Source organism: Paenimyroides ceti (assembly GCF_030409925.1).
On sequence record NZ_JAUFQU010000011.1, the window covers coordinates 1 to 12,117 of the forward strand.

At 33.7% G+C, this 12,117-nt stretch carries 11 protein-coding genes, 1 rRNA gene and 2 pseudogenes; 13 read left to right on the top strand and 1 reads right to left on the bottom strand.

The window, feature by feature from the left end:
* From QW060_RS18245 to QW060_RS18270, 6 genes and pseudogenes are all read left to right on the top strand, one after another.
* A pseudogene (locus QW060_RS18245) lies at positions 1 to 213 on the top strand (phenylacetate--CoA ligase family protein); the annotation flags it as partial.
* A 42-nt stretch (positions 214 to 255) separates the two neighbouring features.
* Positions 256 to 910, top strand: a pseudogene (locus QW060_RS18250) (glutamate--tRNA ligase); the annotation flags it as partial.
* Positions 911 to 1,081: 171 nt separating this feature from the next.
* A complete protein-coding gene (locus tag QW060_RS18255; RefSeq protein WP_290364902.1) occupies positions 1,082 to 1,744 on the top strand; it encodes a glycosyltransferase family 4 protein in 663 nt (220 codons plus the stop codon).
* Entirely contained in the window at positions 1,741 to 3,120 is a 1,380-nt protein-coding gene (locus QW060_RS18260) for a right-handed parallel beta-helix repeat-containing protein (RefSeq protein WP_290363723.1), read from the top strand. Before QW060_RS18255 ends, QW060_RS18260 begins: the two co-directional genes overlap by 4 nt.
* Positions 3,121 to 4,254 (top strand): glycosyltransferase family 4 protein, encoded by a 1,134-nt coding sequence (locus QW060_RS18265; RefSeq protein ID WP_290363722.1) that lies wholly within the window; start codon positions 3,121 to 3,123, stop codon positions 4,252 to 4,254. It abuts the gene before it with no gap.
* A complete protein-coding gene (locus tag QW060_RS18270) occupies positions 4,247 to 4,858 on the top strand; it encodes a sugar transferase (protein ID WP_290363721.1) in 612 nt (203 codons plus the stop codon). The genes QW060_RS18265 and QW060_RS18270 overlap by 8 nt, the downstream gene beginning before the upstream one ends.
* Here QW060_RS18270 and QW060_RS18275 read toward each other — a convergent pair.
* Complete coding sequence (locus QW060_RS18275) at positions 4,835 to 4,963, bottom strand: hypothetical protein (RefSeq protein WP_290364800.1); 129 nt, start codon at positions 4,961 to 4,963, stop codon at positions 4,835 to 4,837. The two genes, QW060_RS18270 and QW060_RS18275, sit on opposite strands and share 24 nt — an antisense overlap.
* 10 nt (positions 4,964 to 4,973) lie before the next feature.
* On the opposite strand from QW060_RS18275, the gene QW060_RS18280 reads away from it, so the two are divergent.
* From QW060_RS18280 to QW060_RS18310, 7 genes are all read left to right on the top strand, one after another.
* Positions 4,974 to 5,600 carry a GNAT family N-acetyltransferase gene (locus tag QW060_RS18280; RefSeq protein ID WP_290364905.1) on the top strand — a complete coding sequence of 209 codons (627 nt, stop codon included), beginning with the start codon at positions 4,974 to 4,976 and terminating at the stop codon, positions 5,598 to 5,600.
* A 1-nt stretch (position 5,601) separates the two neighbouring features.
* Positions 5,602 to 6,519 carry a DegT/DnrJ/EryC1/StrS family aminotransferase gene (locus tag QW060_RS18285; protein WP_290364903.1) on the top strand — a complete coding sequence of 306 codons (918 nt, stop codon included), beginning with the start codon at positions 5,602 to 5,604 and terminating at the stop codon, positions 6,517 to 6,519.
* Entirely contained in the window at positions 6,512 to 7,573 is a 1,062-nt protein-coding gene (locus QW060_RS18290; protein WP_290363718.1) for a GNAT family N-acetyltransferase, read from the top strand. The genes QW060_RS18285 and QW060_RS18290 overlap by 8 nt, the downstream gene beginning before the upstream one ends.
* Positions 7,574 to 7,575: 2 nt before the next feature.
* Complete coding sequence (locus QW060_RS18295; RefSeq protein ID WP_290363717.1) at positions 7,576 to 8,712, top strand: DegT/DnrJ/EryC1/StrS family aminotransferase; 1,137 nt, start codon at positions 7,576 to 7,578, stop codon at positions 8,710 to 8,712.
* A 143-nt stretch (positions 8,713 to 8,855) separates the two neighbouring features.
* The gene (gene galE / locus QW060_RS18300; RefSeq protein ID WP_290363716.1) at positions 8,856 to 9,881 is read left to right on the top strand and encodes a UDP-glucose 4-epimerase GalE; all 1,026 of its coding nucleotides are present in this window, start codon (positions 8,856 to 8,858) and stop codon (positions 9,879 to 9,881) included.
* Complete coding sequence (locus QW060_RS18305; protein WP_290363715.1) at positions 9,881 to 10,084, top strand: hypothetical protein; 204 nt, start codon at positions 9,881 to 9,883, stop codon at positions 10,082 to 10,084. The genes galE and QW060_RS18305 overlap by 1 nt, the downstream gene beginning before the upstream one ends.
* A 491-nt stretch (positions 10,085 to 10,575) precedes the next feature.
* Positions 10,576 to 12,091: ribosomal RNA gene (locus QW060_RS18310) — 16S ribosomal RNA — on the top strand.
* Positions 12,092 to 12,117: the final 26 nt, after the last annotated feature.

Below are 12,117 nucleotides of genomic sequence, written 5' to 3' on the forward strand. Positions count from 1 at the left end.
ATTTCTACCAATAGCATCGGAACAGATGAGATTCTGATTCGCATTCATACAGCAGATGCTTCTGTAGCATTTTTACAGAAATTAAAAGATGCTTTTCGCGCCAAACTCAGAGTCACACCTCAGATTCAATTTGAATTAGCAGAAGATTTACAAAAGATTATTTTTAATCCGGTCAGCCGAAAACCGATAACATTTATAGACAAAAGAGCATAAAAGACATCGCCAAAATTATATCTTTGTACCAAAATATAACTTATGGCTCAAAAAGTACGCGTTCGTTTCGCGCCAAGTCCCACTGGCCCGTTACACATAGGAGGGGTTCGCACTGCTCTGTTTAATTATTTATTTGCTAAAAAAAATAATGGTATTTTTTATGTTCGTATAGAAGATACAGATCAGACCCGATTTGTACCTGGTGCAGAATCATATATTTTTGAAGCACTTAAATGGTTAGGAATAGAACCTGATGAAACCATTGGTAAAAACGAAAAATTCGGACCTTACCGTCAGAGTGACCGCAAGCATCTGTACAAAGAATATGCTTTGCAACTTATACATGAGGGAAAAGCCTATTATGCTTTTGACACTCCGGATGACCTTGAGGCTTTGAGAAAAGAAGCAGAAGCCAACGGAACTACCTTTATTTATAATCACAGTATTCGCGAAACACTCAAAACATCCCTGAATATGGAGCATGATGAGTTAGAAGCGCGTTTGTTTAATGAAGATCCGTATGTGATTCGTTTCAAAACCCGGTAGATGAAACCCTGATTGTAAATGATATCATCAGAGGCGAAGTAAAATTCAACACCTCTCTGCTGGATGATAAAGATTGTTTAAATCAGATGGTATGCCTACTTATCATCTGGCAAATATTGTAGACGATCATTTACAGGAAACATCGCATGTTAGGCTATCATGTAGCAAAATTTTGTATAAAAAGAAAAATGGCTTACGGTATAGAAATAATTGGTGATCCTTATGATGTTTTCGCAAAAGGAGTTATTAAGCACCCCTTCGACCTATACTCAGATACTTATTTACAAAATTTCAAAAGGAAGCGGTATACAATGCACAATCGGTGATATATGTTACAAAACATACACTACAGAAAAGATATCCGGCAAATGATAAAGCATTCAGCACATTTGCTTCAGATGTATTTATAGAAAATCGTATTAATTCAGTAAAAAAATATCCTCAAAATAAAACCATTAAATTACTTTGTATAGGATCTTTAGAGCAAATGTATAAAGCTCCTGACATTGTATTAAAAGCCGTCAGCAAATTAATAAAAGAAGGAAAGGATGTTCAATTAACGTGGTTGGGACATGGGAAGTTCAGAGAAGAAATGATCTCTTTGGCAGAAAGTTTTCAAATTGATTCAAATGTAAATTTTCTCGGTTCTGTTTCAGGTAAAGAAGTAATAGATTATTTAGATAAGTCGGATGTTTTTTTATTGGTTTCCCGTACAGAAGGATTACCAAGAGCAATTGTTGAAGCAATGGCTCGTGCTGTGCCTTGTATTGGCAGTAATGTCGGTGGAATACCGGAACTAATACATGCTGATTTATTAGTTCAAGTTGAAAATGAAGATGATTTGTCAGACAAAATAGAGCTCGTAATGAGTTCAGAAGCAGCCTATTCAAAATATTCAGAATACAGCATACAGCGAGCTTCGGAATTCGATTTTTCAACATTAGAAAACAGAAGGAAATTATTTTTTAAATCGGTAAAAAAATGAGTAATAAACTTTTTTATTTATTAATACTGATCATCAATTTTCCTGTGATGCTATGTTGTAAAGGACAGAACTCAAAAAATGAAGAATATGTTGATGTCAGAAATTATGGCGCAGTAGGTGATGGCAAAACAGACGATACACAAGCTTTTCAAAAAGCGGCTGATTTAAAAAAACCTTTATTAGTAAAAAATACAGGTAAAGAGTATCTTATTTCTGCAAGAATTCGTTTATATAACTCTATAAAAGGAGAAGGTAATCCTGTTATTAAAATGACTGATTGTGTAAATGAGTTTGTCATACCTGATAAATATACATATGGAAAATATTCCTTATTTCATATTGGAAATTATCAGTCAGATACACCTTTAGTCATTGAAGGCCTGACATTAGACGGAGGCTGGAACAATATGAGTAAGGGTTCAGAATTTGAAGCTGGAATTTATATTGCTGGTTCAAAAAATATAACAATAAGAAAGAATATTATAAAAAATAATTTAGGAGATAATATTCTTGTATATTGGTATAATTCCGGTTTTGAAAAGAGCGTTTCATTAGTAAATGAGAATATTCTTATAGAAGACAATATATTGTCTCATCCTTATCGATGTAATATTGCCTTGATATCAGGTAGAAACGTTAAAATAATGAACAATACCATTTACAAATTCAATGATCATGTGGCTCCTGTAGATTTAGAAATGGATCTTTGGGAGGAGGATGGACAAGTAATACGAGATGTTGAAATTACAGGAAATACAATTAAATCTACGAAAACCTTATATTCAATTTCTATGTTAGGAATGCTTGATGGTGTAAATGGTATAAAGGTCAGCAATAACATTATCCAATGTGGTTTCGAAAAAGATTCCTTTGGTATTAATTTAGAGGCGGCATATGGCCCTATAAAAAATGTAGAAATAAAAAACAACAAAATAGATGCTGTAGGTTTTGTAAGAATTTCTGGAACAAAAGGAAATAAGAAGATAACCATCGAATCAAATCAGGTATATACCAAAGGTACCGAAAGTGTTGTTGTTAATGGAAGTTATATCGATGGGCTAAAAGTACTGAAAAATAAAAGTCTTGTATCTAAAAATTTTTATTCGAATATAATACTTGGTAGAGAAGTAAAAAATGTTTCTATTTTTTCTAATGATTTTGAATCCTTGAAATGGAGTTCTTTATTTTTTGTATCAGATATTGATGGCTTGGACATTGATGATAATATTTTAAAGAGTAAAAATACGCCAATCTATTTTGAACCTGAAAGGGATTATTCTATTAGAAATGTTCGTATCTCAAACAATACTATAAATACTAATTTTTTAGAAATTTATAAGAGCACCAAGAAAATTAAAAACATTTCTACGAAATAAATGAAACCTAAATTCTTTATAATTACAACTGTTTCAGACTCACTGCCTTTTTTTAAAGGACAGTTAAATGTTCTGAAAAAAGATTTTACCGTTAGCTTGGTATCAAGCCCTGGAGTTCACCTCGAAGAAATGGGCCAGGAATATGATGTGAGTAAATTTCCGATAAAAATGGAGAGAGAAATTTCTCTTTTAAAAGATTTAAAAAGTTTCTTTAAGCTCCTTGTTTTATTTCTCAAAGAAAAACCTAAATTGGTCCATGCAAATACTCCCAAGGCTTCATTATTAGCAATAATGGCAGCTTGGTTTTCGCGTGTCCCTGCAAGAGTATACTATGTGCATGGCTTAAGGTATCAGAGTATTCTTGGAAAAAAGAAAATCTTATTGATGCTTATGGAGCGGATGACATGTTGGTTTGCAACAGAAGTTATAGCTGTCAGTAATGGTATAAAAGAAACCTTAATATCTGATAATATAACATCAAAAAATATTATTATTATTGGAAATGGAAGTATTAACGGAATTGATACTTCTTATTTTAATCCGGATAAAGTAATAGAGATTAAGGACGATAAATTAAAACCAAGCGATTTTGTATTTGGATTTGTAGGCAGATTGGTAAAAGATAAAGGATTAGAGGAACTGATTTTAGCTTTTCAAAAACTTTCAAAAACTTCTAAAAATATAAAATTGCTTATAGTGGGAGCTTTTGAAGAAAATATGACATTATCGAAAGAAATCATAGATACCCTTTATAAAAATCCGAATATTCTGTATGTAGGACCTCAAAAAGATGTTCGTCCTTTCTTTAAAGCGATGGATGTTTTTGTATTACCGAGTTATAGAGAAGGATTCGGAATTGTACTTATCGAAGCAGGAGCAATGAAAATACCATCTATTACAACAGATATTGCAGGATGTAATGAGGTAATAATTGATAATAAAACCGGATTTTTGATAAAAAGGAAGGATGTAAAAGATTTATTTGAAAAGATGAAATATGTAGTTGAGAATAAACAGCAAATAAAAATGATGAAAGAGAATGCCAGAGATAGAGTTCATGATAGATATAGTCAGGATACTGTATGGAAAAATGCAAAAGAAACTTATTTAAAAATAATAAAGAACCATGTATAAACATTTTTTTAAAAGAGTATTGGATATTATCGTTTCAGCAGGTGTTTTACTATTAGCTTCTCCTGTTTTCTTCCTTGTTTTGATATCTTTATTTATTGCAAATCAGGGAAAACCGTTTTTTTTTCAGGACAGACCCGGTAAACATGAAAAATTGTTTCGAATAATAAAATTCAAAACGATGAATGATAAAAAGGATGAAAAAGGAAACCTATTGCCAGACGCTAAACGTTTAACCAAGGTTGGTAGTTTTGTAAGAAAAACATCCTTAGATGAGTTGCCTCAGTTAATCAATGTTGTATTGGGAGATATGAGTCTGATTGGTCCAAGACCATTATTGATAAGATATCTGCCTTTTTACAGAGAAGATGAACGTATTAGACATTCTGTTCGACCCGGAATTACAGGATGGGCTCAGGTAAACGGCAGAAATACAGCAAAATGGGATGATCGGTTGGCTTTAGATGTCGTATATGTCAAAAACATTAGTTTTGCTTTAGATATGAAAATTGTATATAAGACAATTTTAAAAGTTATAAAATCAGAAAATATAGTTATTGATCCTGAATCGATAATGCAAAATTTAGATGATGAAAGAAGAAATTAAAATAGATGTTGCAGTTGTTGATGATATCGGTTGCATAATTGATCTGGTAAGGAGTTCTTTTGATAAAGCATACTTAACAAGCTCTATATATAGATGTAAAGGCATAGCAAATTTTATCTATACAGAATTAAATAATCCATATTCACCATATAAATATTTTGCTGCAAAAAAGGACAACAAAATAGTCGGTTTTGCAGAATTTAAAATGTTTCCGCAAACCTCCACTGCTTTTCTTAATATGATCGCTACAGATAATACTTATAAAGGACTCGGTATTGCCAAAAAAATATTCAGTTATTCTGAGAAGTATTTCCGAGAACAAGTGTATAGCAATATACAATTGGATGTATTCCAGTCTAATGAAGTTGCCCGAAAATGGTATGAAAATATGGGATTTGTAAAAGAGGAATCAAGCTGTTTTTATGAGCGAAATATGGAAGAAACATCAAAATATAATCCAGATATAATGATTCTCAATTTATCACAATTCAATTGTCTATATGCGAAATTTGGTTTTTCCTTTCTTCAAATATCTGCTGGTGAACAGTCTTTTACACTTGGAATTATAGATGAAAATATAATCATAAGAGAAGATAAAATTTCAGAAGAAATACTGGTGGCGGTCAAATCTTTTTTTAAGGATTACAATTTTAAAAAGATATATTACAAAGGGCAGGAGAACAACCTTGAGAAATATAAGTATATAGATGAAATTCAAAGAATGAAATTAACACTACAATAAAATGGGAATAACAAAAATTGCTACAAAAAAAAATATTGCTCAAAGAGAGTGGAAGTACACCAATTCAGCTCGTGAGGCCTGGAGTACTATATTGGATATCCTTAAAAAAGAAAATCCTCAATATAAAGTATTGTTGCCAGCTTATATCGGTTGGTCTCCAAACGAAGGGAGTGGTATATTCGATTCTGTTAAAAACTCTTCCTTGGATTTCGACTTTTATAATTTAGATAGAAATTTAAAAATTGATTTTAACCATTTTAAGAATAAAATAAAGGATACAAAAGACTGTATTGTTTTATTAGTGCATTATTTTGGATTTCCAGATGTTCAGTATCAGGAAATTATAAATTGGTTAGATCAAAATAACATTTTATATATAGAGGATTGTGCCCATTCATGGTTAACAGATCTCATTGGCGGTATATGTGGTAGAAACGGACGATTTGCTTTCTATTCTCTACACAAGATGTTGCCTGTTAGCGGGGGGGGGATTATGGTTGATAATGTGCCAAATAAAGATAATAAATCAGAAATACTTCAGCCCCATTTTAATTTGGGATATGATTTATTCACTATCTATAATAAACGAAGAGAAAATTATGATTACCTAGTTGAGGAATTAAAAAAAATCACGGATATTGAGATTATATATCCAAATATAGAAAATGGTATTTGTCCTCAAACATTACCTGTCATACTTCATAATTTTGATAGAAATAAACTATACAAAGAAATGAATGATTTAGAAATCGGTATGGTTAGTTTGTATCATACAATGATAGAAGAACTAAAAGATTCAACATCTGAGGCGGCAATTTTTACTTCCAAACATATAATCAATTTTCCTGTACACCAGGATATTGATATCAAGGATTTAGATAATCTTATTGTTAAATTAAAGATCGTTTTAAATGCTTAAAATATTAAACTTTAATTCTAAAGAAGATCAGGATTTTTATAAGTCAGTCATAGCTCATAATACTTTTCAAAGTGCGTATAACCGCTTAGAATATTTTAATGTTTTTTGTGGAGGTTTAGATAATTTGATTTGTTTTTACTTTCAATCCGAAACGAAGATTATTTTAATGCCGGGATACCTTAAAAAAATTAAAATTTATGATTCTTTAAAAGTGAACTTCGATTTTAGTACACCTTATGGTTATACAGGTCCTTTTTATTCAAATAATGTAAATCAAGACACTTTATTAATCTTTTGGAATGAAGTTCAAAAGTGGCAACTCAATAATAATGTGGTTTCAGAATTTATACGTTTTAATCTTTTTAATAATTCAAAAGGTTATGATGGTATTTTACATAAAACAATGCTGAATATAAAAGGACAAATTCAGCCAGAAGAACAACAATGGAATGATTTCGATGCAAAAGTTCGTAAAAACGTTAAAAGAGCACAACGGGAAAATTTAATAGCAAAAATTCATTATGGTATTATAGAACAGATATACATTAATGAATTCTATGATATTTATATAGATACAATGGAAAGAACAAATGCAAAAGAATTTTTCTTTTATAGTTTGAACTCATTTAATGAATTTATAATAAATAACTTAGACGTGTGTGCAATCTGTACAATATATGACAATAATAAACCGGTATCTACAGAGTTATTATTGATTTCAGATAATTCAGTGTTTTCATTTTTAGGAGGAACATTAAGTGAATATTTTGATAAACGACCGAATGATTTTCTTAAATTTGAAGTAATTAATTGGGCAAGAAAGATGCAGTTTAAAAATTACGTTTTAGGCGGAGGATACGGTTATGAAGACGGAATATTTAAATATAAAAAAGCTTTTTTTCCTAATGATGTTGTTGAATATGTGACAGGTAGAAAAATTATTAATAAAGATTTATATTTAAGCTTTGTTGAAGAAGTAAATAATAAAAAAGAAAATGAAGATCAGTTAAGTTTAGATGATACTTCTTTTTTTCCGTTATACAATAAACAATAATTATGGACGACAAAATATGGTTATCCTCTCCGCATATGGGAGGGAATGAATTAAAATATATACATGAAGCATTTGATGCCAATTGGGTTGCACCGTTAGGACCGAATGTTAATGGGTTTGAATCAGATCTGGAAAAATATTTAAAACAAAACATTAAAGTAGCTGCGCTTTCCTCAGGTACTGCAGCTTTACATTTAGCTCTAATTGAATGTGGTGTTGTAGCGGGAGACGAAGTAATTTGTCAGTCAATGACCTTTTCTGCATCTGCAAATCCGATAACTTATCAGGGAGCAATACCCGTATTTGTAGATTCTGAATCAGATACCTGGAATATATGCCCGATAGCACTTGAAGAAGCAATCACGGATAGAATGACAAATGGTAAAAAGCCTAAAGCAATTATTGTTGTCCACTTATATGGTATGCCTGCAAAAATGGATGAAATTATTGCAATTGCTAAAAAATATGACATCGCTATAATAGAAGATGCCGCAGAAGCATTAGGATCTACTTATAAAGGTAAAAATTGTGGTACTTTTGGGAAATTTGGAATACTTTCATTCAATGGAAACAAAATTATCACCACTTCCGGAGGAGGAGCTCTGGTTTGTCATACAGAGGAAGATAAACAAAAAGCGGTCTTTTTATCTACTCAGGCAAGAGATAATGCACCTCATTACCAACATACACATATAGGTTACAATTATCGCATGAGTAATATTGTAGCGGGAATAGGACGCGGACAGATGGAAGTTTTGGATAGTAGAATTCAATCCAGACGCGCAATGAATAGTTTTTATCAGCACATTTTTGCAGACATTGAAGGGGTTACAGTTTTTAAAGAACCTTCTGATGACTATTTTTCCAACCATTGGTTAAGTGCTATACTTATAGACGAAAAAATAACAGGCAAAAACAGAGAAGATTTACGTTTGGCACTATTGGATCATAATATTGAATCTCGTCCGTTATGGAAACCGATGCATTTGCAACCCGTTTTTAAAGACAGTCCTTATTATGGAAATAAAGTGGCTGAAAATCTTTTTGATAAAGGATTGTGTTTACCTTCGGGGTCTAACCTCACAACAGAAGATCAGAATAGAATTGCTGGAGTCATAAAAAACTTTTTTGCAAAATAAATAAACGGCCACTTTAAACAAGTGGCTTTTTTATTGTTTTATAGAATTATAAACAGAAAGTTCTTAACAATTCTCATGTCAAAGCATTTATAAGCAAATTTTTTCATTTATTTATAATAATTTAGCCCTCAAAAATCATCACTATGCAAATACTCGTTACAGGCGGATTAGGATTTATCGGTTCGCATACCGTAGTTGAATTAATAGAAAAGGGATATGAGCCTGTCATAATAGACAATTTATCTAACTCAAATATTGAAGTACTACAAAGAATAAAGAATATAGTAGGAGAGGTTAACATTCCTTTTGAACAAATAGATTTAAAAGATAAAAATGCGGTAAGGGATTTTTTCAAGAAATATACTGAAATAAAAGGTGTAATACACTTTGCGGCTTCAAAAGCAGTAGGAGAAAGTGTTCAGAATCCATTGATGTACTATGATAATAATCTTACGTCATTAATATATATACTGCAAAACATCAGTTCGAAAAAGAATATAAAGTTTATCTTTAGTTCCTCTTGTACTGTTTACGGGCAGGCAGAAAAAATGCCTATAACAGAAGATGCTCCAAGACAAAAAGCAACCTCACCTTATGGTAATACCAAGATAATAGCAGAAGACATCATCAATGAAACAACCATGGTTACAGATTTACAGGCAATCTTATTGCGATACTTCAATCCTGTTGGAGCACATCCTTCAGGAGAAATAGGGGAGCTGCCTTTAGGTGTGCCACAAAACCTTATACCTTTCATAACGCAAACTGCAGTTGGAATACGTAAAGAATTATCTGTCTTCGGTAATGATTATCCAACATCTGATGGAACTTGTATCAGAGATTATATCCATGTTATGGATTTAGCCGAAGCACATGTTGTTGCCTTAGAGAGGCTTATAAATGAAAACTCTTCTCAGAAAGTAGAAATTTTCAATGTGGGAACTGGAAAGGGAACTTCGGTTTTAGAAATAATTCAAACATTTGAAAAAATAACCGGACAAAAACTCAATTATAAATACGCACCAAGACGCGAAGGAGACACAACTATTGCTTATGCTGATACTACTAAAGTAAATGAAACTTTAGGATGGAAAGCAACCCGCACTTTAGAAGAAGCTTTATCCAGTGCCTGGAACTGGCAAGAAAACCAAAAACAGCATACTATATAGTGTGCTGTTTTTGGTTTGTATGGTTTATATTGTATAATAATATTCTTTGCGGACACGTATATATAATAAGAGGTAAAAAAATAAAAGCTGCTTTATTATGGATTTTTAAGCTAAAAAACGGATGGCTTCAGATTTATTTATTGAACTTTTGGATTTCAAAAAGTGGTTTTAAGCTTTTTTTGTTTGAAAAGAGTTGGGTTTAAAAAAGGGAATGCTGTTTTTTTTGAGGGTTTGAGTATTGTGAAAGAAAAAAAAGGATGTTGTAAAATTAAGGTTACCAGCATATTAAAATAAAGTTTAAAAAAGGTTTTAAAAAAATTAGGAAAGGATAAAAAAAGGGTAGTATATTTGCCCTCGCAATCCGCAAGAAGTTCTTTAAATATAAGTAAGCCTTAAAAAAAATAACAGAAATAAATTTTGTTAGAAATAAAAAAAGGTTGTAGCTTTGCAACCCCAATCAAATAGATAGGGATTGAGAAAGTTCTTAGAAAGTTACCGAATATTTTTTTTTAAAAAAAAACTTTAGAAAAAGTTTGGTGAAAAGAAAAAGAGTTTCTATTTTCGCACTCGCTTAGAAAAACAAGCGCAACAAGAGAAGACACGTTCATAGACATATTGGATTTACAGCATAAAAAGAGAGTAAGGAATTCGCAAGAATTGTTTTAACGCAACATCAAAAAATATTAAAAATTATACGATGAAGAGTTTGATCCTGGCTCAGGATGAACGCTAGCGGCAGGCCTAACACATGCAAGTCGAGGGGTAGAAGTCTTCGGACTTTGAGACCGGCGCACGGGTGCGTAACGCGTATGCAATCTACCTTGTACAGAGGGATAGCCCAGAGAAATTTGGATTAATACCTCATAGTATATTTGAATGGCATCATTTAGATATTAAAGTTCCAACGGTACAAGATGAGCATGCGTCCCATTAGTTAGTTGGTGTGGTAACGGCATACCAAGACGATGATGGGTAGGGGTCCTGAGAGGGAGATCCCCCACACTGGTACTGAGACACGGACCAGACTCCTACGGGAGGCAGCAGTGAGGAATATTGGTCAATGGAGGCAACTCTGAACCAGCCATGCCGCGTGCAGGATGACGGTCCTATGGATTGTAAGCTGCTTTTATACGGGAAGAAAACGAGTTACGTGTAACTAACTGACGGTACCGTAAGAATAAGGATCGGCTAACTCCGTGCCAGCAGCCGCGGTAATACGGAGGATCCAAGCGTTATCCGGAATCATTGGGTTTAAAGGGTCCGTAGGCGGTCTTATAAGTCAGTGGTGAAAGTTTTTAGCTTAACTAAAAAATTGCCATTGATACTGTTAGACTTGAATTACTTGGAAGTAACTAGAATATGTAGTGTAGCGGTGAAATGCTTAGATATTACATGGAATACCAATTGCGAAGGCAGGTTACTATGAGTTAATTGACGCTGATGGACGAAAGCGTGGGTAGCGAACAGGATTAGATACCCTGGTAGTCCACGCCGTAAACGATGGATACTAGTTGTTTGGCCGTAAGGTTGAGTGACTAAGCGAAAGTGATAAGTATCCCACCTGGGGAGTACGAACGCAAGTTTGAAACTCAAAGGAATTGACGGGGGCCCGCACAAGCGGTGGAGCATGTGGTTTAATTCGATGATACGCGAGGAACCTTACCAGGGCTTAAATGTAGTTTGACCGCTTTGGAAACAGAGCTTTCGCAAGACAGATTACAAGGTGCTGCATGGTTGTCGTCAGCTCGTGCCGTGAGGTGTCAGGTTAAGTCCTATAACGAGCGCAACCCCTGTTGTTAGTTGCCAGCGAGTAATGTCGGGAACTCTAGCAAGACTGCCAGTGTAAACTGAGAGGAAGGTGGGGATGACGTCAAATCATCACGGCCCTTACGTCCTGGGCCACACACGTGCTACAATGGCCGGTACAGAGAGCAGCCACCTAGCGATAGGGCGCGAATCTATAAAGCCGGTCACAGTTCGGATCGGAGTCTGCAACTCGACTCCGTGAAGCTGGAATCGCTAGTAATCGGATATCAGCCATGATCCGGTGAATACGTTCCCGGGCCTTGTACACACCGCCCGTCAAGCCATGGAAGCTGGGGGTACCTGAAGTCGGTGACCGCAAGGAGCTGCCTAGGGTAAAACTGGTAACTGGGGCTAAGTCGTAACAAGGTAGCCGTACCGGAAGGTGCGGCTGGAACACCTCCTTTCTAGAGATGGTTAAAACATTACTCTC

What these genes read in the sequence shown, in the direction of transcription:
- QW060_RS18260 (WP_290363723.1), top strand. Translation starts at nt 1,741, where the DNA reads ATGAGTAATAAACTTTTTTATTTATTAATACTGATCATCAATTTTCCT.
- QW060_RS18265 (WP_290363722.1), top strand. Translation starts at nt 3,121, where the DNA reads ATGAAACCTAAATTCTTTATAATTACAACTGTTTCAGACTCACTGCCT.
- QW060_RS18270 (WP_290363721.1), top strand. Translation starts at nt 4,247, where the DNA reads ATGTATAAACATTTTTTTAAAAGAGTATTGGATATTATCGTTTCAGCA.
- QW060_RS18275 (WP_290364800.1), bottom strand. Translation starts at nt 4,963, where the DNA reads ATGCCTTTACATCTATATATAGAGCTTGTTAAGTATGCTTTATCAAAA.
- QW060_RS18285 (WP_290364903.1), top strand. Translation starts at nt 5,602, where the DNA reads ATGGGAATAACAAAAATTGCTACAAAAAAAAATATTGCTCAAAGAGAG.
- QW060_RS18290 (WP_290363718.1), top strand. Translation starts at nt 6,512, where the DNA reads ATGCTTAAAATATTAAACTTTAATTCTAAAGAAGATCAGGATTTTTAT.
- QW060_RS18295 (WP_290363717.1), top strand. Translation starts at nt 7,576, where the DNA reads ATGGACGACAAAATATGGTTATCCTCTCCGCATATGGGAGGGAATGAA.
- galE (WP_290363716.1), top strand. Translation starts at nt 8,856, where the DNA reads ATGCAAATACTCGTTACAGGCGGATTAGGATTTATCGGTTCGCATACC.